Origin of the sequence: Collinsella sp. AF08-23, from assembly GCF_003479805.1 — a bacterium.
Classification (GTDB): domain Bacteria; phylum Actinomycetota; class Coriobacteriia; order Coriobacteriales; family Coriobacteriaceae; genus Collinsella.
Genome location: NZ_QUHV01000006.1, coordinates 97332 through 119355, shown reverse-complemented (window position 1 = coordinate 119355; position 22024 = coordinate 97332). Strand labels below are relative to the sequence as shown.

Sequence of the window (22024 nt, the reverse complement as noted above, 5' to 3'; positions counted from 1 at the left end):
ATGCACCGCATCACCATTCTCATACATTGGAGGCAAACCATGACCTACACCGAGAGGGTCATCGCCGAGCTGCACGAGCGCTATGCCGATCAGCCCGAGTTCATCCAAGCTGCCGACGAGGTCCTTACCTCGATCGCGCCCGCTGTCGACAAGGAGCCCGCATATGAGGAGGCGTCTCTTCTCGAGCGTCTGGTCGAGCCCGAGCGCATTGTCATGTTCCGCGTTCCCTGGGTTGACGACTCCGGTAAGTGTCAGGTCAACCGCGGATACCGCGTCGAGTTCAACTCCGCAATCGGGCCCTACAAGGGTGGCCTGCGTTTCAATCCCACGGTGACGCTGGGCATGCTCAAGTTCCTGGGTTTTGAGCAGATTTTCAAGAACTCCCTTACCACGCTGCCCATGGGCGGCGGCAAGGGCGGCTCCGACTTCGACCCCAAGGGCAAGTCCAACAACGAGATCATGCGTTTCTGCCAGTCTTTCATGACGGAGCTCTACCGTCACATCGGCCCCGATACCGATGTTCCCGCCGGTGACCTTGGCGTGGGCGGACGTGAGATTGGGTACATGTTCGGTCAGTACAAGCGCCTGCGCAATGAGTGGACGGGCGTTCTCACTGGCAAGGGGCTCTCGTTTGGCGGCTCCCTCGCTCGCACCGAGGCAACCGGCTACGGACTCGTGTACTTCGTCGATGAGTATCTCAAGTGCCACGGAGAGTCCTTCGAGGGCAAGACCGTTGTGGTTCATGGTTCCGGCAACGTTGCCATTTACGCTATCCAGAAGGTCTCCCAGCTTGGCGGCAAGGTGATTGCCGCTTCCGATACCAAGGGCTGGGTCGAGGACCCCGAGGGCATCGACTATCAGGTGCTCGAGGATATCTACAACAAGAAGCGTTCCGGCAACGACCGCGGCGTGAGCCTTGCCATGTACGTCGACGCTCACCCGAGTGCCACTTGGCACGCGGAGGACGGCCGCGGCGTGTGGCAGCTTCCCTGCGACATCGCGTTGCCGTGCGCTCGTGAGAACACGCTGCTTCTCGAGGACGCCCAGGCACTCGTGGCAAACGGCTGCAAGGTAGTCGGCGAGGGCGCAAACATGCCCACAACCACCGATGCGACCAACTACCTCATTGAGAACGGCGTCGCCTTCATGCCCGGTAAGGCCGCGAATGCCGGCGGTGTTGCCACTTCTGGTCTCGAGATGAGCCAGAACGCCGGTCACATTTCTTGGACGTTCGACGAGGTCGACGCCAAGCTCGAGAGCATTATGCGCGGCATTTACCATGCCTGCGATGATGCCGCTGCCGCATACGGCTTCGAGGGCAATTACATGGTCGGCGCTAATATCGCTGGATTCAAGAAGGTTGCCGATGCCATGATGGCTCAGGGCATCGTCTAGGAGCATCGTGGCTTGGGGCTTCTGGAGCCCCTAGTCCTTGCGCTCTTAACCGGTTTGGCAGCGCCTGACCGTAAGCGGGGTCCGCGCTCAAGCGCGGGCCCCGCTTTGGTGTCCCGATCGCTGGCGTCTCGAAAATGTTGTCCGTGCAAAAACACTTACAAATATCGACAATATGTACCTTAGGGTCCGGATAAGGACCATTTTGGAGGAAGGTACCTGTTGCAAAACGCCTTGAAGCGCTGAGATAACAAACAGGTGTTAAATAAAAGAGGGCTCTTCTTCGTACACTATGCCTTCGAAGTTGCTTAGTAGCGTCTTCGGTACCTTTCCTGCTATTCGAGCGAACTACTCGGCTGGCGCGCACGGAAGGGGTATGTGCTGAGGTATGTGCAGCTGTGATGCGGGTTTTTGACGCTTCTTGTTGCAGACAAGCGCGTAGCCGTTCTTTTTGCTATTATGTTCGCCTGTGTGACTAGCTGCGGGCGTGGCGGAATTGGTAGACGCGCTGGATTTAGGTTCCAGTGGGGTTCCCGTGAAGGTTCGAGTCCTTTCGCCCGCACCACACACGCACACAAGGTACCAAAGGGACCCCGGCACCCACATATGCCGGGCATGTATTAGAGGAGGAACGTTGAACATCACTTCTGACGTGAAGGACGCCAAGCTTACCGCCACGGTCACCATTCCGGCTGCCGACGTCGACGCGGCCATCAAGAAGGCCTACAAGGAGGCTGCCAAGAAGTACCGTTTCCCCGGCTTTCGCGCCGGCAAGGCCCCGCGTCCCGTGATCGACTCCGCCCTGGGTAAGGAGGCCGTGCTCGCGCAGGCCACCAATGAGCTGATCGGCGCCAACGAGGGCAACGTCCTCAACGAGCTTGACATCGTTCCCGTCAAGGAGGGCGATTACCAGGAGATCGACCTGTGCGTCGATGGCACCGACTACACCTATGTGGTCGAGTTCACCCTGCGCCCCACCCCCGAGCTCTCCTCTTACGATGCCGTTGAGATCGAGATGCCTCCCGCGGAGGTCACCGAGGCCGAGATCGACCAGCAGGTCGACATGCTCATGGGTTACCACGCCACGTTTGAGGACGTCGAGCGTGGCGTCGAGGCCGCCGATTATGTGACCGTTGACATCAAGAACGTCGCCAACGCCGAGGCGCTCGCCGGCGAGGGCCGCATGATCGCCATGGGTTCCGGTAATCTGCCGAAGGAGTTCGACGAGGGCTTGATGGGCATGAACGTCGACGAGACCAAGACCATTTCTTGGACGCCAGAGGTCGAGGGTGCCGAGGAGGCTTCCGTCGAGGTCACCGTCAAGAGCGTCAAGGAGCGCAAACTCCCCGAGCTTACCGATGAGTTCGCAAAGACCAACTTCGGCTTCGATGGCATTGACGCCATGCGCGACGCCGTGAAGCTCGAGATCGAGTCTGACAAGTCCTCCCAGCTCCCGCAGCTCAAGGAGAATCGCGCTGTCGCCAAGCTCGCCGAGCGTCTTCAGCTTGACGAGATGGACGAGGACTACGAGCAGTCCGTCTTCCAGGAGCTCGGCCAGAATTTCCTGCAGAGCCTCTCCGCTCGCGGCGTGAGCCTCGACGGCTGGCTGCAGGCCAACCGCATCAGCTCTGAGGAGTTCATCTCCGACCTGCACCGTCAGGCCAACGACGTTGCCCGCGAGTCCCTCGCCCTCGACGCGCTCGCTCGCGAGCTCAAGGTCGAGGTCACCGACGAGGATGTCAACGGCGAGTTCGAGCGCGCTGGTGTTGAGGACGTCGAAGCCTCCAAGGCTCAGTTCCTCGCCGAGGGCCGCATGCCCGCCATCCGCGATTCCATTCGTCGTTCCAAGGCTGTCGACTGGTTGGTCGAGAACGCTAAGGTGACCGAGGTCGACGAGGCCGCTCGCGCCGCTGAGGCCAAGGCCGAGTAGCGTATCTGCGTCACGCCCGCCGGACTCTGTGCTCTCGCATGGCCTTCGGCAAAAATGGCGTATCATAAGCGGCTGTACGGCTGATTTGCGTACGGTGCCCCATCGCGCTCGGCGGGATTGGGCACCGTACGTTTCTATCGAGTGCCAAATGTTCTTCAGCGTTCACTCGATGACGACCAAACAGCATCTTCAGGCGCCGATTCGCGGCGTCTTATCCCGAAGGGAGCCATATGATCCATCGCATCGACTCTGCGCTCGTGCCTTACGTCGTCGAGCAGACTCCTCGCGGAGAGCGCAGCTACGACATCTATTCGCGCCTGCTCAACGACCGCATCGTCTTTTTGGGCGAGGAGGTCAATTCGGTGACCGCGAACCTCGTGATCGCCCAGCTGCTGCATCTTGAGAGCCAGGATGCCGAGAAGGACATTTCGCTCTACATCAACTCGCCGGGCGGTGAGGTTTATTCGGGCCTTGCCATTCTGGATACCATGAATTACATCAAGCCCGATGTTTCCACCATCTGCGTTGGCATGGCGGCGTCAATGGCTGCGGTTCTTCTTGCGAGCGGTGCCAAGGGCAAGCGCTTCTGCCTGCCCCATTCCAAGATCATGATCCATCAGCCCAGCGGCGGTGCCCAGGGCCAGCAGACCGAGATTGAGATCGCCGCCCGCGAGATCCGCGAGACGCGCACCACGCTCAACCACATTTTGGCCGATGTCACGGGCAAGCCTTTTGAGCAGGTTGAACAGGATACCGAGCGTGATCATTACCTTCGCGCCGATCAAGCCCTCGAATACGGCCTTATCGACCGCATCGTGACCTCCCGCAACGACTCCGGGAGCGAGCGCTAATGGCGGGGGAGGACTTTGGCCGTACGCCGGGCTCCGATGGTGAGGTTCCGGTCCGCTGCTCATTCTGCGGCAAGACGCAAGATCAGGTGCGCAAGCTCGTGCGCGGACACGACGGCATGTTCATCTGCGACGAGTGCGTTGAGGCGTGCAATGAGATTCTCGAGCAGTCCTTTGCCCAGGACGAGATGATGCGCGCCTTTGGGGCCGCTTACGCTGCTCAACAGGATGGGGCTGCCACGGTGGAGCCTCCGGCAGAGGAGGCTCCCGCGCCGACCATGCGCGAGACTGCCTCAAAGCTCATTACGCGTGTTCCCACGCCGCATGAGATCTATGATGCCCTGTCGCAGTACGTCATGGGTCAGGAGGACGCTAAGCGCGCCATGTCCGTGGCGGTGTACAACCACTATCGTCGCGTGCTCGAGGGGGATGCGTCGGATGCCGCTGCCCGTGGTGCCCACGCTGCGTCCCTGGACGAAGATGTCGAGCTTGCCAAGAGCAATATCTTGCTGCTCGGTCCCACCGGCACCGGCAAGACGTTGCTCGCCCAGACGCTCGCCCGCGTGCTCGAGGTCCCGTTCGCCATCGCCGATGCCACGGCGCTCACCGAGGCGGGCTATGTGGGCGAGGACGTCGAGAACATCCTGCTCAAGCTCATCACCGCCGCCGACGGCGATATCGATCGCGCGCAGATCGGCATCATCTACGTCGACGAGATCGACAAGATCGCACGCAAGGCGGAGAACCTCTCCATTACGCGCGACGTCTCCGGTGAGGGCGTGCAGCAGGCGCTCCTCAAGATCCTTGAGGGTACCGTCGCGAGCGTCCCGCCCACGGGCGGACGCAAGCACCCTCAGCAGGAGCTGCTCCAGATCGACACCACGAACATCTTGTTCATCTGCGGTGGCGCGTTCGTGGGACTCGACAAGATCATCTCCGACCGCGTGGGAAACCAGGGCGTCGGTTTCAATTCCGAGATCGCCGGCCCCACGTCAAAGGACGAGAATGTGCTCCTTAAGCAGGTGCTTCCCGAGGACCTCAACAACTTTGGCATGATCCCCGAGTTCATTGGCCGTACTCCGGTGATCACCCAGACCCAGGCCCTCTCCGAAGATGACCTGGTGGGCATCCTCACGGAGCCCAAGAACGCCGTGGTCAAGCAGTATCGCCGCATGTTTGCCATGGAGGGCGTCGAGCTCGTGTTCGAGGCCGAGGCTCTGCACGAGATCGCCAAGAAGGCACTTGCCCGCAAGACGGGCGCTCGCGGCCTGCGCAGCATCTGCGAGGAGCTGCTCCAGCAGACGATGTTCGACCTGCCGAGCGAGCAGGGCGTGAGCCAGGTTGTGGTGACCGCCGCCGCTGTTCATGGCGACGAGCAACCCCGCCGCGTTTACGAGGGATCCGACATCGACCTGGACTAACGTATCCATAGGAAGGACACTCATGGCAGAAGAGATGCCCAAGAATTACGATCCGGCGGTCAATGAGCCGGTGATCCTCAAGAAGTGGCTCGATGGCGGCTACTACAAGCGCCGCGAGGGCGTGGGCGACTGCACCGTCACCATCCCGCCGCCCAACGTGACGGGCATCCTTCACATGGGCCACGCCACCGACGACTCCATTCAGGACGCCATTGTTCGCATGGCCCGCATGCGCGGTCGCTCCACGCGTTGGATTCTCGGCACCGACCACGCGGGTATCGCCACCCAGACCAAGGTCGATAAGAAGCTCAAGTCCGAGGGCATCTCCCGCTTGGAGATCGGGCGTGACAAGTTCATCGATGCCTGTTGGGATTGGACGCACGAGTACGGCGGCACCATCGTCGAGCAAATCAAGCGTATGGGCTGCTCCGTCGATTTCGACGGCGAGCGCTTCACCATGGACGACGAGTACGCCGAGGCGGTGCGCAAGGTCTTCTGTGATTGGTACCACGATGGCCTGATCTACCGTGGCAAGCGCATCGTTAACTGGTGCCCCAGCTGCACCACCGCCATCTCCGACGATGAGGCCGAGTACAAGGACGAGAAGGGCCACCTGTGGCACCTCCGCTACCCGCTGACCGAGCCCGTCAACGGCCAGGAGTACATCGTCGTGGCCACCACGCGCCCCGAGACCATGCTGGGCGATACCGGTATCGCCGTGTCCAGCAAGGATCCCGAGAAGGCTGCCTTCGTGGGCAAGACCGTCAAACTCCCGATCGTGGACCGCGAGATTCCCATCTTCGACGACTGGCATGTGGATCCGAACTTCGGCTCCGGCTTCGTCAAGGTTACCCCGGCGCACGACCCCAACGACTACGCGATGGGCGAGGCCCACGGCCTGGAGAAGATCAACATCTTCGACGAGCATGCCGTGGTGGTCGAGGGCTACGGTGAGTTCACCGGAATGACCCGCGACGAGTGCCGCGAGGCTGTCCTCGCTTGGTTCGAGGAGCACGGCCTGCTCGACCATATCGAAGAGCACGATCACTCCGTCATGCACTGCTACCGCTGCGATAACACGCTCGAGCCCTGGCTCTCCGAGCAGTGGTTCGTCGCGGTCGACAAGTTGAAGGCCCCTGCGCTCGACGCTGTGCGCGACGGTCGCGTGACCTTCCACCCCGCCCGCTGGACCGACACCTACACCACCTGGATGGAGAACCTGAAAGATTGGTGCATCTCCCGCCAGCTGTGGTGGGGTCATCGTATCCCCGTGTTCTACTGCGAGGAATGCGGTTGGGAAGACGCCTGCATGGACGACGTCACCGTCTGCCCCAAGTGCGGCTGCACCCACGTTCACCAGGACGAGAACGTGCTCGACACCTGGTTTAGCTCCCAGCTGTGGACCTTTGCCACGCAAGGGTGGCCGCAGCACCCCGAGCAGCTCGAGGGTCATCACCCCACTACGGCGCTCGTCACCGCACGCGACATCATCGCGCTGTGGGTTGCCCGCATGGTCATGAGCTCCCTGTACTTCCTCGACGAGGTGCCGTTCCACGATGTCGTGATCTACCCGACGATCCTTGCCAAGGACGGCAGCCGCATGTCCAAGTCCAAGGGCAACGGTGTGGATCCCATGGACCTCATCGACATGTACGGCGCCGACGCCATGCGTTTCAACCTGCTCACGCTGTGCACCACCAACCAGGACGTCAAGTTCGACGCCGACATCGACAAGAAGACCAAGGCGCTCAAGGGTTCCGCCCGCACCGAACAGGCCCGCTCCTTCGTCACCAAGATCTGGAATGCGAGCCGGTTCCTGCTTATGAACATGGATGGCTACACCCCGGGCGAGCCGGTTGCCGAGACCGCTGCCGACGCCTGGATGTTCAGCCGCCTCGCGAAGGCCGCCCAACTCGTCACCGAGGGCATTGAGCACTATACGTTCGGCGAGATGGCGCGCGGTGTTCAGAACTTCTTCTGGAACGAGGTCTGCGACTGGTACGTCGAGGTCACCAAGACCCGTCTTAAGGATGACGCGGCGCGCCTCCAGGCCCAGCGCAACCTCATGTTCGTCCTCGACGCCTCTCTGCGCCTGATGCACCCGCTCATGCCGTTCGTGACCGAGGCCATTTGGGACCAGATGCCCGCAAGCTGGCTCGACGTGAACGAGGACGGTTCGATTGAGCGCGCCGAGGCTCTCATGATCGCCTCCTGGCCCGAGCCTGCGGACCTCGCCCGTTTCATCGACGAGCCCGCCGAGCGCACGTTCGAACTTGCGCGCGCACTCGTGTCCGATGTTCGTTCCACGCGCGCCCGCTATCGCATCTCCCCCAAGCAGGAGTTGCGCTGCGAGGTCAAGGCCGGCACTGCCGAGGTTGCCGAAGACATTATCGGCATGGCCGACTTCATCCGCGGATTGGCCAATGTGAGCGAGCTCGTGGTTCTCACGGCCGACGAGTTCGTGAAGCCCGAGAAGGCCATCGCTCTCGCTGGTCCGGATTTCGACGCCTACGTCGTCATGGGTGATCTTGTCGATTTCGACGCCGAACGCGCCCGCATGGAGAAGGAATTGAAGGCTGCCGAGAAGGAGCTCGCAGGCGCCGAGCGTATGCTCGGCAACGAGGGGTTTGTGGCGAAGGCCGCCCCCGAGGTCGTTGCCAAGAAGCGCGAGCGTGCCGCTGAGCTGGTGGAGACCATCGCTGCCATCAAGGCGCAGCTTGAGGACTTCGCATAGTCGGCTTTCCCAGACACCCCATCTCCGGTCGAACCTAAAGGCTTATGTACGTCCGTACACCGCGCCTTTACGTTCGGCCGGATTTGGGGCACCTGGAAAACCCTAGACATGGATACAACTGAGATAGGTTACTCCCCAGCTGCGCCCCGGATGCAATTGGGGCCAGTGCCGGTAGTATGGGGAGGGCACATATGGCAGATAACGAAAACGGCACGGTGATGCTTCCACCGGCGAAGACGCAAGAGGCATTCGTCCATATCGGCTTTGCCAAGGCGCGTCTCACGCGCGGTCGGGCGTTCGTTTTGGCGATCCTAGCCGGCGCATTTGTGGCCCTGGGCGCGTCGTTCATGCTCATGGTACGGTCCGATGTGTCGCTTTCCCCGACCATCTCGCTCGTTTTGGGCGGTCTCGCGTTCTGCCTGGGCCTGTTTTTGGTGCTCGTTGCCGGTGCCGAGTTGTTCACCGGTAACTGCCTCATGGTTATCGGCGCGCTCGATGGGCGGTATCCGCTCGTTCGTATGCTGCGTAAATGGGCGATTGTGTACGCGGGCAACGCCGTGGGAGCCCTTTTGGTGGTCGTGTTGCTCCTCGTTTCGGGCTTTGCCGAGATGCAGGGAGGAGCCGTCGGCGAGCTTGCTTGCTCGGTCGCGGCATCTAAGGCGTCCTTAAGTCCGGTCGTCGCGTTCTCGCGCGGCATCCTGTGCAACGTGCTCGTTTGCCTTGCCGTGTGGATGGGCAGCGCTGGCAAGACGGTGTGTGACAAGCTCGCTGCCGCCATACTGCCCGTGGTCGCCTTTGTGGTCCTGGGTTTTGAGCACTCGGTCGCGAACATGTTCTTTCTCCCGCTTGGCTTGGTTATCGAGGCGTTGTGGGGCGGTTCGTCCGTGGTGGTGCTGGGGGTTGCCTCTAATCTCGTGTTCGTCACGCTTGGCAATATCGTGGGCGGCGTCGCGATCGCTGCCGCGTACTGGTTTGTGTACGGCCGCGAAGATCGCAATTAGGAGGGCTGCATGAAGCGCCAGGGAGTCTATAGCGTTCCGTTCGAAGTGGCCGAGCTCGCCTATGATGACGCGGTTGCCATCGCTGCCGATACCGGCAAGATCTCCGGCGACGCGGGCCCGCTGCTCGAGACGGTGGTCGATATGCTCGAGGAGCTTGAGCGCCCCGATGAGCACTTCGATTGCATTCAGGTCGCCGGAACGAACGGCAAGACATCCACCACGCGCTTTGCCGCGGCCATCCTGCGTGGCGAGGACAAGCGAACCGCCCTGTACACGTCTCCCCAGCTGGTGCGCTACGAGGAGCGCATGGAGGTCGACGGCGCCGTGGTCAAGCCCTCAGAGTTCGCACATGGCGTGTCCGTCGCGGCTGAGGCGGGTCGTCGGGTGAACGCGCATCGCGTCGCCGCCGGGGAGCCATCCTACACGATCACGCCGTTCGACCTGCTGACCGTGGCGGCGATGGTGGTGTTCGCGGAGGCCCGCGTTGACGTGGCGGTGCTCGAGGTCGGCCTGGGCGGGCGCTGGGACGCCACGAGCGCGACTGATCCCGTTGCCGTCGCGATCACGGGCATCGGCCTCGACCATACGCGTATTCTGGGTGACACGCTCGGGCAGATCGCGTGCGAGAAGGCGGCGGTCATCAAGCCGGGTCGCTTTGTGGTTTTGGGCGAGGGTACGCATGTGCCGGAGGTCCAGCGCGTCATGGACGAGCGCTGCGCTGCATGTGGCGTGACGCCCTGGGTCGTTTCGCACGAGACGCTCCGCGAGCCCGATCGCATTGGGGGCGTCGTGTCGTTTCGCACCCGGACCCCCCGCGCGGAATATCGCGTGGACATGCGCAAACCTGCATATCAGCCGCAAAACGCCGCGTGTGCCATCGCGTTGGCCGAGGGATACCTTGGATGCGCTCTGAACGTCGGCGCGCTCGAGAGAAGCCTCGACTCCTGTCCCATACCGGGCCGCTTCGATGTGGCCCGCACCGACCCGTTGGTGCTCGTCGACGCCTGCCACAATCCTCAGAGTTGCGAGAACTTTGTGCGCGCACTCAACGAGGTGGAGCCCTGCATGTCCAATCGACCCGCCCTGCTCATCGCCGCTCTTTCCGACAAGGATGTGTCGGGCATCGTCGATGTGCTCGTGCCGGCGTTTCCTCAAATCGTCATCGCGCAGACCGCGAGCGACCGTGCGATGCCCGCGGGGGAACTCGCGGATCTCGTGCGAGCCAAGCTTGGTGAGCTGGGCCGCGATGAGGGGGATGTGCTTTCCGTCTTTGAGGACGTCGCATCTGCGCTCGATTGGGCAACTGCTTCCGGGCTGGAGCTGGTCGCGGCTGGTACCATCACGCTGGCGGGGGAGGTCGCCGGCCTTCTGCGGCGTTAGGCCATCCGATTCTCCGCGCGGCGGCTTGCGCGTTGCATCGTGGCCGCCGCGCGGCGAATTCCGACACGCCTCGTGCGATGAGTGGTATCATCTGTCGATGTGTTCGATAATGTTCGAAATGTGTGTATATATGTTCGGAGGCAATCGATGGCAATCATCTACGCAGCAGTGTTCGCTGTCTGCTTCTTCTCGTCGATCATCGGCGCGATCTGCGGCATCGGCGGCGGGGTCATCATCAAGCCCGTGCTCGACGCACTCGGGGTGTTCCCTGTTTCGACCATCAATTTCCTCTCGGGATGCACGGTCCTGTCCATGACCGCCTACTCGGTCCTGCGCTCCCGCGTCTCCGGTGCCTCGCAGATCGACTTCAAGACCGCCACGCCGCTTGCCATCGGCGCGGCAGTGGGCGGCCTGGTGGGCAAGGATCTCTTCAGCATGGTCGAGGGCCTGTTCGACACGCCCAACACCGCCGGCGCGGTGCAGGCCGCGGTGCTCATGGTCATCACCATCGGAACCCTCGTCTACACCGTCAATAAGGAGAAGATCGCCACCAAGCGGGTCAGCGGGGCCCTTGCGTGCGCGGTCATCGGCCTGTTCCTCGGCATCATGTCGAGCTTCCTCGGTATCGGCGGCGGTCCCATCAACCTCGTCGTCCTTTATTATTTCTTCAGCATGGAAACCAAGGAGGCCGCGCAGAACTCCCTGTATATCATCCTGTTCTCACAGGCTGCGAGCACTGTTCGCAGCATCCTCACGATGGATCTTGCGAGCATTAGCATTGCGTTGATTGCGGGCATGGTTGCCTGTGGCATTTTGGGCGGCGTCGCCGGTCGTGCTATGAACAAGCGCATCGATTCCGAGCGAGTTGACAAACTGTTCATCGGCCTCATGGTCGTTATCATCCTTATCAATGTCTACAACATCGCGAAGTACACCGTGCTGGCATAAATCGCTCGGCACCATCGCCTCGCACTGAAGAGACGGGCCCCTCTCCACACGGGGAAGGGCCCGCTTTGGGGTTCGGGCGACAGGTGGGGTGCTCGAACCCTTGGAAGCGTTTTAGCGCAACGTGCGCGCAATCGCGATCATGTCGGGGGCGGCGTATTCGAGGAAGTCGCGGTATCCGCAATAGTCCTCGCGATAGTAGCAGGTATTGAGGCGCTTGCAGTTCTTGTGGCAGATGCGCTCGAAGGGGCAGTCCGCGCACAGGGTGCAATCGCGCCTGGGTTCGGCGATGAACGTGCGGAGCGCGTCGCAGGTGGCCATGTCCTCCAGTGAGTTTTCGCGGATGTTGCCCAGGCAATATCGGTCGAGCACGTAGAAGTCGCAGGGGTACACATCTCCGTTGCCCTCGACCACGAACTGCGGTGCGCATGCCCCGAGCGTGCCGCACTGCTGGGGCCGAACGCCTGCGAACAGGGGTATCACGTTGTCGAAGAGCGTCACGCTCATGCGGTCGCCGCGCTTGAAGTCCTCGAGCCACATGCGGAAGAACGTTTTGTAGAAGCTCGCGAAGCTCTCGGGCTCCAGCGAGTACTCGTCGTTCGTCTCATCGAGTCCCGGCAGGCAGGGGATGAGTTGGACGAAGCCGAACTTGTGCTGTTTGTAGAAGCGGTAGAGCTTTTGGGGGTGATGGGCGAGCTGGTCGGTGAGGACGGTGAGGATGTTGAATTCCGCGCCTGCCCGCCTCAGCGCCGATATAGCATCCAGCACGCGGCCCATGGTGCCCACGCCGCGCGCATCGGGTCGCAGCCAGTCGTGCATCTCGGGATAGCCGTCGATGGAGACGCCCACGAGGAAGTCGTGCTCGGCGAGGAACTCGGCCCAGGTGTCGTCGATGACGTAACCGTTGGTCTGGATGGCGTAGTGGACCGTCTGGCGCTCGCGAGCCTCATCGACGTGCGCGCAGAACGAGCGGAAGAACTCGAGCCCCGCGCAGGTGGGTTCGCCACCCTGGAAGGCAAAGGTCACCTCGGTGTCGGGGCCGAGCGCGAATGCAGCATCGATGATGGCCTCGGCGCATGGGGCCTCCATGACGCCGTGGTTCGCCGTCTCGCGGTGCTCTGCGACATCCGCGTAGAAGCAATAGCGGCAGCGCATGTTGCACGTCGAGCTGGCGGGTTTGATGAGAAACGAGATGTGCTTCATGGGTCCTCGCAGCGGGTCGTTGTGGTCTGATGAGGAGTCTACCATGTTGATTTGAGCTTCGAGGGCTTCGGGCGCGGTACACTATTTGGAGAGATATCCAATTTGAGGAGTGGCCATGAATCCCATTGATGAACTGCGTCGAGCTCTGCCTACACTCACCAAATCAGAATTGAAGGCCGCCGAGCGGATCCTGAACGACCCGAATATCATGTTGGGCAGCAGCATCACCAACCTGGCAAAGCTCACCGGTTCATCCAACTCCGCGATTATCCGCATGTGCCAAAAGCTCGGATATGATGGGTTCGCCGAATTCCGCTTCTCCTTCAACCGGGCCATGATGGCAGCTGAGAGCCCCTCTGTGGAAGCGGATCACGACGATTCGAATAGGCTCGTCGACACGTATGCTCGATATATGCATCTGATTCCCCAGTGTGTCTCCAAGGAGCAATTCGACGCCCTCGCCGAGGCGATCGTTCAGGCCAGGCGGCTTGTAATTTGGGGGTCGAACAGGACGTTTCAGAGCGCGATGCAGCTTTCTCATCGTCTGACGAGACTCGGTATTTTCAATAAACCGACTGATGACGCCATCGTCATGTCCGATGATGCAGCGATATTAGAGAGCGGAGACGTTTGCATCGTCTTGAGCATGCAGGGTCGAGGTAATTGCATGTATGGCGAGGATATGGATGTGATGCGCGAGCGCGGGGTCGATGTGCATCTGGTGACCATGGACGGCAGGTCGAGCCTCGTTCCGCACGCTTCCGAGGTATATGTGCTTCCCTGGATCAGCCATGATGACTCGATAAACTTCTACGAAGACCAGGTAATCGTTTACATGTTCATAGAGATGCTCCTGTTGAACATCTCTCGAAATTTCTCCTAGTGTGAACGGCATGAAATGGATAACTATCCATAGCATGCCGTTCATCGTGGAAAACTATCCACTCACGGACAAATATCCAATAGAGAACGGACATATATCCAAATCGACTACTCTATAAGATGAAGAGCGGTTCCGGGCCCGAATCGCTCCCGTGTTTCTGCACCGAGAGAAGAGGGAAGAGATGGAGAAGTTCCAAGCTCTGATGGAGAAGACGCTCGTCCCGTTTGCGACTAAGCTCTCCAACAACAAGGTCTTGAAGGCCATTTCGGGCGGTTTCGGCATGCTGCTGCCCATCATCATGGTCGGCGCCATCGCGTCGCTGCTCGCCGGCTTGAGCATTACGCCCTATCAGGAGTTCATCACCGCGAATGGCCTCAAGACGGTGTTCTCGTATGTGACCACGTATACGACGAACATGCTGTCCCTGTATGCCGCATTCGCCATAGGCAAATGCATGGCCGAGCAGCTTGACTGCGAGGGTCAGTCTTCCATTATCGGAATAGCCTCGCTGTTCGTGTTCCTGCTGCTCATTCCTTCCGGCATTGCTGCCGACGGCACCGCGGTCGCCAACATGATCGACATGACTTACTTTGGGTCTGCCGGCTTGTTCTCCGCGATGATCCTCGGTATCGTCGTTCCCGCCATCTACGCGGTCTTCATTAAGAGGAACATCACCATCAAGATGCCCGATGGCGTCCCTCCGTTCGTTTCCAAGGGTTTCGCCGGCATCATCCCCGTGCTGTGCATCACCATCCTGTTTGTCATCGTCCGCCAGCTCTGCGCCCTGACCCCCTTTGGTTCCTTTGACGGAATGATCTATGGCTTGCTCAAGGCCCCGCTCGCCTCGTTGAGCGAGAGCCCGCTCACCTTCGGCCTCCTGGTCCTTCTGTGCAATCTGCTGTGGTTCTTCGGCATCCATGGCGGTATGGTCACGATGCCTTTCATCACCATGCTGTACATGCCCGCCGCCCTCGAGAACCTCGATGCGTTTGCAGCGGGCGCCGCGGCCCTGCCCAACATCCTCACCAACACGTGGTGGTTCACCTTCGTCCAGCTCGGCGGGTCCGGCGGCATCATCGGCCTTGTTCTGTGCATGCTCTTCGTGGCCAAGAGCGAGCGCTACAAGTCCCTCGGTAAGATGGCAATCGCCCCGGCGCTCTGCGGAGTTTCCGAGCCCGTCGTCTTCGGTATGCCCCTCATGCTCAACGTCATGATGTTCATTCCCATGATCCTGACGCCTCTCCTGAGCTTCGTTCTTTCCTACGCGGTGACTTCCATCGGGCTCGTTCCCGTTCTGAATGGAATGCAGCTGCAGACCGGTACCCCTGTGCTCCTGTCCGGATTCCTTACGGGCGGTTGGCGGGCAATGATCTGGCAGGCGGTTCTCGTCGCCCTCCAGTTCGCCATCTATTTCCCGTTCTTCAAGATGCTCGACAAGCAGGCATATGCCGACGAGCAGGCAGCCGCCAAGGAGGCGTAAGCGCTGATGGACAATCGCTCCAACATCGTGTGGTTCGTCGCGGACCAGATGCGCGCGGACTCAATGGCCCATCTGGGCAATCCGGCGGCGAGCACCCCCAACCTCGACGCCATGGCGGAGGAGGGCGTGTCCTTCGCGGACGCGTACTGCCAGAATCCCGTTTGCGTTCCGAGCCGCTGCAGCTTCTTGACCGGCCTGTACCCCCACACGCTTGGTCACCGCACGATGCACTTCATGATGCATCGCGAGGATCCCAATATCCTCAAGACCATGAAGGAGGCCGGGTATGAGGTCGTGTGGATCGGTCGCAACGACTTCATCCCGGGCTCATGGAGCAAGGAGGCGTATTGCGACCATTTCTTCGATGGAACCGATCTCGTCGACAAGGTGGGCGTCGAGGGTCTCAAGATGAACTTCGGCGGGAAGAACTTCCCCACGCCCGAGGTGCCCGAGGTCTTCGAGGGGCACGATCTCAAGTACTCCTTCTTCCAGGGGAAGTACCCCGAGGGTTCGCTCAATAGCGACTTCGACTGGAACTGCGTGAATGCCGCCCTGGCGTTCTTGGACTCCATCGACCCCGAGAAGCAGGAAAAGCCCTTCTTCATCTACTGCACGCTGTCGTTCCCGCATCCCCCGTACGGTTGTGAGGAGCCATGGTATTCGCTTGTCGATCGTACGGCCCTTCCGCCGCGTCGCCCCAATGTGGAGACGCTGGAGGGCAAGGCAGGCATCCTGAACGCCATCCGCGAGCGTCAGGACATGAAGGGCTGGGGTGAGCCCCAGTACGACGAGATGCGCGCAGTGTATCTCGGCATGGTGGCGCGCTGGGATCACATGCTCGGCCTCGTGCTCGACAAGCTGCGCGAGCGCGGGCTGTACGACGACACGAACGTCTTCGCGTTCAGCGACCATGGCGACTTGACGGGAGACTACGGCATCGCGGAGAAGTGCCAGAACTCCTTTGAGGACCCCCTGACGAACGTGCCCCTCGTGGTCAAGCCCGCAGCGTCGGTGCCGGTGGAGCCGGGCGTGCGCCACGGCGTCGTCGGCCTGATCGACCTTCCCGCGACGGTCGCGGAGATCGCCGGCGTGGATCTGGGGTACGTGCAGTTCGGCAGCTCCCTGATGGGGGCGATCTCCGGTGAGGACACGCCGCATGACGCGGTGTTCTGCGAGGGCGGCCGCATCCACGGCGAATGGCAGGCGATGGAGCCCGAGCACGGGCCCGAGTCCCCGTACTGGCCGCGCATCTCCGCGCAGCACGAGGAGGGCTCGGCCCACACCAAGGGCGCGATGGTGCGCATGGGCAACCTCAAGTACGTCATGCGTCTGTACGAGGGCGATCAGCTCTACGACCTTGAGGCGGATCCCATGGAGCTCGTCAACCTGGTCGATGACCCGGCGTACGCCCAATCCGCCGCGCAGCTCCGAGACAGGCTGCTCAGGTTCTACATGGAGACGGCCGATTACGTGCCGCCCAAGTTCGACAAGCGTTAGGGGGACCAATGGCCGTATCCGAAGAGGTGCAGCTGGTCAGCTTCCAGATCATCGCGAGCGTCGGCGCCGCGCGCTCCTGCTACATCCAGGCGATCGACTGCGCCGAGCAGGGTGATTTCGAGGGCGCCGAGAAGCTGATCGAGGAGGGCAAGGAGCAGTTCCGCTCCGGGCATGACGCTCACTTCGGGCTGATTCAGAAAGAGGCTGCGGGTGAGTCGAGCGAGTTCGCACTCATCCTCATGCATGCTGAGGACCAGCTCATGAGCGCCGAGTCATTCGGGATCCTCGCCCGTAAAATCGTGAACGTGTACAAGAAGATGGAGGATTGTATCCATGCGTAACATCATGTTGTTCTGTGCCGCAGGCATGTCCACGAGCATGCTGGTTGAGCGGATGAAGGCGGTGGCCGCCGACCAGGGCTATGAGGTCGAGATAGCCGCACATGCCGTCTCCGAGGCGGCGAAGCTCGGAGGTGATGCGGATTTCATCCTACTCGGTCCGCAGGTTCGCTTCGAGGTCGACCGCGTCAAGGGGCTGTTCCCCGACAAGCCCGTCGAGGCGATCGATACGGTCATGTACGGCACCATGAACGGCGCCGGCGTCATTGAGCATGTCCGCGAGGTTCTTGGGGACTAGCGGCAAACGCGGCGATTGATCTTGCCCGGGTTGATGCCTTTATAAGGTCATCAACCCGGTTTTGCATCGAAGCCCCGTTTTGCCGTTCGCCGGTCTGCAGCAACCGCTTGCAGCAATGCAATCTGATGCGCTTGCAAACCATCAGGAAAAAGGTGTACAAAAGAACCATTCAATCGTATATCGTGCGTCAACAGGGCGTGTAACTGTGAACAACAGGCAGGACCCGGGTTGATAGAATGATCCCATGGGGGATGGTTCTATCAGCCCGGGTTTTTCGTTTTGCAGACCACGATGTCGAACAGGGGAGGAGTGAAGCCGTGAGGCTCGCCAAGACGCTCAACAACAACGTCGCCGTTGCGCGGGATGAAAAGGGCCGCGAGTTCGTGGTCATCGGCCTGGGCATCGGTTACGTTGAGCTTGGCGGCGAGATTCCCGAGGACAAGATCGAGCGCGTGTTCACGTCCGTCGAGCAGCAAAGTCAGCTGTATCAGCTTGTTAACGCGATTCCGCAGCGGTATTTCGATCTTGCCCGGGAGATTGTCGATTATGCTCAGAGCACACTTGGGGTTCGCCTTGCTGATTCCATCTACATCGCGCTTACCGACCACGTCGCATATGTTCACGAGCGCGCACAGAAGGGGCTTCTTCCCAAAAACTCGCTGACCTGGGAGATCAGCCAGTACTATCGCCGCGAGTTCGAGGTGGGCAAAAAGGCGATCGAGCTGTTGGATGACGAGCTCGAGGGCATCGAGGGGACGCTCGGCGACGCCGAGGCCGCTTCGATCGCCTTGCATCTCATCAACGCGGAGCAGGAGGGTGCTGGGTCCCGTCAAGGAATCGATGGGCTCAGGCTCATGGACCAGGTCATGCAGATCATTCGGTATCAAGCGCATCTCGCATATAGCGAGGGCGATCTTGACTATCAGCGTTTGGCCGTGCATGTGCGCTTCTTCGTGCAGCGCGTGCTGGGTGGCGAGCAGACGCAAGTCCCCAGCGCCCTGTCGAAGATGGTGAGGGAGAGCTATCCGGAGGCGTATTCCGTCGCCGAGTATGTGCGCGCGTTCGTTGAGGGCAAGCTCGAGCGCTCGATCGGGGATGAGGAGATCACCTACCTCATCATCCATATCGCACGTTTGCTCAATCGAGCATAAGGCTGGGAGGAACCCGTGGCTAAAAAAGACTACGACGCCCTTGCCAAGTTCGTCTTGGACCATGTGGGCGGAACCGAGAACGTCGTCTCACTGCGTCATTGCGTGACCCGTCTTCGCTTCAAGCTGAAAGACGAGAGCCGCGCCGACACCGAGGCCCTCGAGAATCACGAGTGGATCATCGATGTCATTCAGAAGGGCGGCCAGTACCAGGTCGTCATCGGCAATGACGTCGAGGATGCATTCGACGCCGTCATGAAGCTCGGCAAATTCGCCAGTTCCGCGAGTGACGTTTCCGACGTCAGCGACAACGAGGGAAAGAGCGCGTTCGACCGCATCGTCGATATGATCTCGGCTATCCTGACGCCCACGATTCCGTTGCTTGCGGGCTGCGGCATCATAAAGGGTTTGCTGGCTTTCTGCACGGCCATGAAGTTGCTCGACCCCACCTCGGGTTTTGCCCAGATTCTCTCCGCCGCCGGCGACTCGCTGTTCTACTTCTTCCCGATCTTCCTCGGCTACACTTCCGCAGAGAAGTTCGGCATGAACAAGCTTCTCGGCATGGCAATTGGCGCCACGCTCGTGCATCCCACCATCGTGGGCCTCAAGGCTGCCGAGCCTCTATTCACCTTGTTCGAGGGTACGCCCATCGCTACGAACGTCACCACGACCTTCCTGGGCATCCCTGTCCTTATGGTGAGCTATACCTCGAGCGTCATGCCCATCATTGCCGCCACGTTCTTCGGTGCCCGCGTCGAGAAGTTCTTCAAGAAGATCGTTCCCGATGTCGTGAAGATGTTTGTCGTTCCCGCTGCGACCCTGTCCATCACCGTCGTGCTCACGCTTCTGCTCGTGGGTCCCGTCGTGACCTGGATCAGTCAGCTCATCGCCGCAGGCATCACCGCTGTCCAGCAGTTCAGCCCTGTTCTTACCGGTGTTCTTGTTGGTGGTCTGTGGCAGGTGCTCGTGGTCTTTGGCCTGCACCACGCCTTTGCGCCCATTGCCCTTAACAGCCTTATGGTTCAGGGTTACGAGAACCTGACATGCTATATGGCCGCTGTCCCGTTCACTACGATGGCAGTTGTGCTTGCCGTGTACCTGCGTACTAAGGACAAGAAGCTCAAGTCCGTCGCGCTTCCTGCCGCCATTTCCAGCTTCTTTGGTGTGTCTGAGCCTTCGATTTACGGCGTGACGCTGCCCCTCAAGCGCCCCTTCGCCTTTACGCTGGTTTCCTCTGCTGTTGGCGGCGCCATCCTTGGTTTCTTTGGTTGCATGCGCTATACCCAGGGCGGGCTTGGCTTCTTCAACATTCCCGCTTTCATCAACCCCGCTTCACCTGAGCTCGATATGACCTTCTACGGCGTGTTCGTTGCTCTCGGGGTTGCCATGGCAATGGGCTTTTTGCTCACGTTCTTCTTCGGAGTGCCCTCTTCTGCCACTGCTCAGAACATCGCTGATGCCACATCCGATGTGGATGCCGTTGATACCGTGAAACAGGAGATTTTCGTCGCTCCCGTCGCAGGTAGTGTTGTTGCGCTCGAGAACGTTGACGATGAGGTGTTTGCTTCCGGTTCTGTGGGTAAAGGCGTTGCGGTCAAGCCGAGCGAAGGGACCATCGTTGCTCCTGCCGATGGCGAGGTGAGCATGCTCTTCAAGACGGGACATGCCGTGGGCATCACCACCGCCTCCGGTGCGGAGCTTCTTATCCATGTTGGTATCGATACCGTTCAGCTAAACGGCCGCGGATTCAGGAAGCTTGTAAATGCTGGCGATAAGGTTACGCAAGGCCAGCCACTGATCGAATTCGACCGCAGTCTTCTCGCTGCCGAGGGATATGACGACACCGTCATCTTCCTCGTGTCCAACTCCGCGAGCTTCCAAGATGTGGTGCGTTCTCAGGAGCCGTCCGCTGCCACTGATCGCGAGCTTCTCGCGGTTCTCGTGTAGCCGATTTCATCGTGCGGGGTCATGGGTGTTCGCCCGTGCCCCGCGCAATTGCTGAGGAGGTTGTCTGTCATGCGAGCCGTCATGCTCATGTTCGACACGCTTTCACGAGGTTTTCTGTCGCCGTATGGCGCGAATCCAGACCTTACTCCGAATTTCTCTCGCCTTGCCGAGCGCTGCTGCACCTTCGACCGCTTCTATGGCGGCTCGATGCCCTGCATGCCCGCGCGCCGCGAGCTCCACACGGGGCGCTACAACTTCCTGCACCGCAGCTGGGGCCCGCTGGAGCCGTTCGACTACTCTTGTTTTCAGGCGCTTGACGAGTCCGGTACGTACGCGCATCTCGTAACCGACCATTCCCATTACTGGGAAGACGGCGGCGCAACGTACCACAACCGCTACAGCTCATGGGAGGGCTTCCGTGGGCAGGAGGGGGATCGCTGGGCACCGCGCGACGTTGTCGAGGGCCTTCCCACAGGTATGTCGTCCTTGCAGAAAGCGAAGGGGCCGAGTCCGCTTCAGCACGAGGCCAATAAGTCGCGTCAGCCTCTTGAGAAGGACATGTCGACCGTTCTCACCGTCGGCGCCGGCCTAGATTTCCTCGCCGCTCACGCCTCTCGAAACGACTGGTTCGTGCAGATCGAGTGCTTTGATCCCCATGAGCCGTTCTATGTTCCCCAGGAGTATCGAGCTGCGGTCGGCCTGACCGATCCCCCGCGACTCAACTGGCCGGCCTATGCGGCGGTTGATGCCGGGGCGCACGCGAGCGAGCTCGAGGAGTGCCGTCGTGAGTACACCGCCCTGGTCTCCTTGTGCGACGCGCAGCTCGGACGGGTTCTCGACGCTTTCGACGGCTATGGCCTGTGGGAGGACACGCTTCTCATCGTCAACACCGACCATGGATTTCTGCTCGGCGAGCACGGCTACCTCGGAAAGAACTTCTGGCCGATGCACCAGGAAATCATCCATACGCCGTTCTTCATTCACGTGCCCGGGGCTGCGGAGGGCGTTCGAAGCGCGGAATTGTGTCAAACCATCGACATCGCACCAACATTGCTCGATTGGTTCGGCGTCGATTCCGCTGTCAACATGGACGGAGCGTCGCTGCTCCCCGTTGTGCGTGAGGGCGCCGCGGGTCATGAGCATGCGCTGTTCGGTGCCCACGGGAACCATGTGTGCGTGACCGACGGCGATTACGTGTACATGCGCGCTGCGGCACGAGAGGACAACGAGCCCTTCGTGGAGTGCACATTGATGCCCACGAACATCCGCGGATTCTTCTCACGCGAGCAGATCGAAAGCGCCGAGCTGGTGGAGGGGGATCGCTTCTCGAACGGCTGGCCGTACCTCAAGTGCGGGTCGCGTACGTACATGAACTCGCACAGCTTCGGCAGTTCCCTGTGGGACGTCCGGGACGGCGAGGAGCGCATCGAGGACGCCGACGTTGAGGAACGGATGATTTCCGCCCTCGTGAACGGCATGCGCGCGGTGGAGGCTCCCGCCGAGGAGTTCGAGCGGCTTGGCCTAACTGCTTAGTAGTTTATGGGGCTTGGCACCCCACACGGATGGGGCACGAATAGGG

The 22024-nt window shown here is 60.7% G+C and carries 17 protein-coding genes and 1 tRNA gene; 17 read left to right on the top strand and 1 reads right to left on the bottom strand.

All coding sequences use genetic code 11. The annotated features are described in order from the left end of the window. Positions 1-39 precede the first annotated feature (39 nt). The 9 genes from gdhA (at position 40) to DWV48_RS04950 (ending at position 11654) form a co-directional block, all read left to right on the top strand. Positions 40-1395: an NADP-specific glutamate dehydrogenase gene (gdhA, locus tag DWV48_RS04990; RefSeq protein ID WP_118653735.1), complete on the top strand. Its 1356-nt coding sequence runs from the start codon at positions 40-42 to the stop codon at positions 1393-1395. Positions 1396-1873: 478 nt separating this feature from the next. After that, positions 1874-1957, top strand: a tRNA-Leu gene (locus tag DWV48_RS04985). A gap of 69 nt (positions 1958-2026) precedes the next feature. After that, on the top strand, positions 2027-3322 hold the full coding sequence (gene tig, locus DWV48_RS04980; protein WP_158574822.1) for a trigger factor: 1296 nt from the start codon (positions 2027-2029) through the stop codon (positions 3320-3322). 230 nt (positions 3323-3552) lie between these two features. After that, positions 3553-4173 (top strand): ATP-dependent Clp protease proteolytic subunit, encoded by a 621-nt coding sequence (locus tag DWV48_RS04975; protein ID WP_118653733.1) that lies wholly within the window; start codon positions 3553-3555, stop codon positions 4171-4173. Continuing rightward, positions 4173-5591, top strand: coding sequence for an ATP-dependent Clp protease ATP-binding subunit ClpX (gene clpX / locus DWV48_RS04970; RefSeq protein WP_118653732.1), 1419 nt, complete (start codon positions 4173-4175; stop codon positions 5589-5591). The genes DWV48_RS04975 and clpX overlap by 1 nt, the downstream gene beginning before the upstream one ends. A gap of 22 nt (positions 5592-5613) precedes the next feature. Continuing rightward, complete coding sequence (locus DWV48_RS04965) at positions 5614-8325, top strand: valine--tRNA ligase (RefSeq protein ID WP_118653731.1); 2712 nt, start codon at positions 5614-5616, stop codon at positions 8323-8325. 191 nt (positions 8326-8516) lie between these two features. Then, on the top strand, positions 8517-9326 hold the full coding sequence (locus DWV48_RS04960; protein WP_233546156.1) for a formate/nitrite transporter family protein: 810 nt from the start codon (positions 8517-8519) through the stop codon (positions 9324-9326). 9 nt (positions 9327-9335) lie between these two features. Next, positions 9336-10706 (top strand): folylpolyglutamate synthase/dihydrofolate synthase family protein, encoded by a 1371-nt coding sequence (locus tag DWV48_RS04955; RefSeq protein WP_118653729.1) that lies wholly within the window; start codon positions 9336-9338, stop codon positions 10704-10706. Between the two features lie 147 nt (positions 10707-10853). Continuing rightward, positions 10854-11654, top strand: a complete 801-nt coding sequence (locus DWV48_RS04950) for a sulfite exporter TauE/SafE family protein (protein ID WP_118653728.1) — start codon at positions 10854-10856, stop codon at positions 11652-11654. Between the two features lie 111 nt (positions 11655-11765). Here the strand turns inward: DWV48_RS04950 and DWV48_RS04945 are convergent, their stop codons facing one another. Further along, a complete protein-coding gene (locus DWV48_RS04945; protein WP_118653727.1) occupies positions 11766-12854 on the bottom strand; it encodes a radical SAM protein in 1089 nt (362 codons plus the stop codon). Positions 12855-12969: 115 nt separating this feature from the next. Between DWV48_RS04945 and DWV48_RS04940 the strand changes: the two genes are divergently transcribed. The 8 genes from DWV48_RS04940 (at position 12970) to DWV48_RS04905 (ending at position 21978) form a co-directional block, all read left to right on the top strand. Beyond that, a complete protein-coding gene (locus DWV48_RS04940; RefSeq protein ID WP_118653726.1) occupies positions 12970-13737 on the top strand; it encodes a MurR/RpiR family transcriptional regulator in 768 nt (255 codons plus the stop codon). A 181-nt stretch (positions 13738-13918) separates the two neighbouring features. Next, positions 13919-15217 (top strand): PTS sugar transporter subunit IIC, encoded by a 1299-nt coding sequence (locus DWV48_RS04935; protein ID WP_118653725.1) that lies wholly within the window; start codon positions 13919-13921, stop codon positions 15215-15217. Positions 15218-15223: 6 nt separating this feature from the next. Further along, entirely contained in the window at positions 15224-16714 is a 1491-nt protein-coding gene (locus DWV48_RS04930) for a sulfatase-like hydrolase/transferase (RefSeq protein ID WP_118653724.1), read from the top strand. Between the two features lie 8 nt (positions 16715-16722). Next, on the top strand, positions 16723-17055 hold the full coding sequence (locus DWV48_RS04925; protein ID WP_118653723.1) for a PTS lactose/cellobiose transporter subunit IIA: 333 nt from the start codon (positions 16723-16725) through the stop codon (positions 17053-17055). Next, positions 17048-17350, top strand: a complete 303-nt coding sequence (locus DWV48_RS04920) for a PTS sugar transporter subunit IIB (RefSeq protein WP_118653722.1) — start codon at positions 17048-17050, stop codon at positions 17348-17350. The genes DWV48_RS04925 and DWV48_RS04920 overlap by 8 nt, the downstream gene beginning before the upstream one ends. Positions 17351-17667: 317 nt before the next feature. Then, on the top strand, positions 17668-18501 hold the full coding sequence (locus DWV48_RS04915; RefSeq protein WP_158574821.1) for a PRD domain-containing protein: 834 nt from the start codon (positions 17668-17670) through the stop codon (positions 18499-18501). A 15-nt stretch (positions 18502-18516) separates the two neighbouring features. Further along, positions 18517-20445 (top strand): beta-glucoside-specific PTS transporter subunit IIABC, encoded by a 1929-nt coding sequence (locus tag DWV48_RS04910; protein ID WP_118653720.1) that lies wholly within the window; start codon positions 18517-18519, stop codon positions 20443-20445. Between the two features lie 69 nt (positions 20446-20514). Next, complete coding sequence (locus tag DWV48_RS04905; RefSeq protein ID WP_118653719.1) at positions 20515-21978, top strand: sulfatase; 1464 nt, start codon at positions 20515-20517, stop codon at positions 21976-21978. Positions 21979-22024: the final 46 nt, after the last annotated feature.

Bases quoted from the DNA above. Each gene is read 5' to 3' on its own strand.
- DWV48_RS04905 (WP_118653719.1), top strand. From the start codon at position 20,515: ATGCGAGCCGTCATGCTCATGTTCGACACGCTTTCACGAGGTTTTCTG.
- DWV48_RS04945 (WP_118653727.1), bottom strand. From the start codon at position 12,854: ATGAAGCACATCTCGTTTCTCATCAAACCCGCCAGCTCGACGTGCAAC.
- DWV48_RS04960 (WP_233546156.1), top strand. From the start codon at position 8,517: ATGGCAGATAACGAAAACGGCACGGTGATGCTTCCACCGGCGAAGACG.
- DWV48_RS04940 (WP_118653726.1), top strand. From the start codon at position 12,970: ATGAATCCCATTGATGAACTGCGTCGAGCTCTGCCTACACTCACCAAA.
- DWV48_RS04925 (WP_118653723.1), top strand. From the start codon at position 16,723: ATGGCCGTATCCGAAGAGGTGCAGCTGGTCAGCTTCCAGATCATCGCG.
- DWV48_RS04930 (WP_118653724.1), top strand. From the start codon at position 15,224: ATGGACAATCGCTCCAACATCGTGTGGTTCGTCGCGGACCAGATGCGC.
- DWV48_RS04965 (WP_118653731.1), top strand. From the start codon at position 5,614: ATGGCAGAAGAGATGCCCAAGAATTACGATCCGGCGGTCAATGAGCCG.
- clpX (WP_118653732.1), top strand. From the start codon at position 4,173: ATGGCGGGGGAGGACTTTGGCCGTACGCCGGGCTCCGATGGTGAGGTT.
- DWV48_RS04955 (WP_118653729.1), top strand. From the start codon at position 9,336: ATGAAGCGCCAGGGAGTCTATAGCGTTCCGTTCGAAGTGGCCGAGCTC.
- gdhA (WP_118653735.1), top strand. From the start codon at position 40: ATGACCTACACCGAGAGGGTCATCGCCGAGCTGCACGAGCGCTATGCC.
- DWV48_RS04935 (WP_118653725.1), top strand. From the start codon at position 13,919: ATGGAGAAGTTCCAAGCTCTGATGGAGAAGACGCTCGTCCCGTTTGCG.
- DWV48_RS04920 (WP_118653722.1), top strand. From the start codon at position 17,048: ATGCGTAACATCATGTTGTTCTGTGCCGCAGGCATGTCCACGAGCATG.
- DWV48_RS04950 (WP_118653728.1), top strand. From the start codon at position 10,854: ATGGCAATCATCTACGCAGCAGTGTTCGCTGTCTGCTTCTTCTCGTCG.
- DWV48_RS04975 (WP_118653733.1), top strand. From the start codon at position 3,553: ATGATCCATCGCATCGACTCTGCGCTCGTGCCTTACGTCGTCGAGCAG.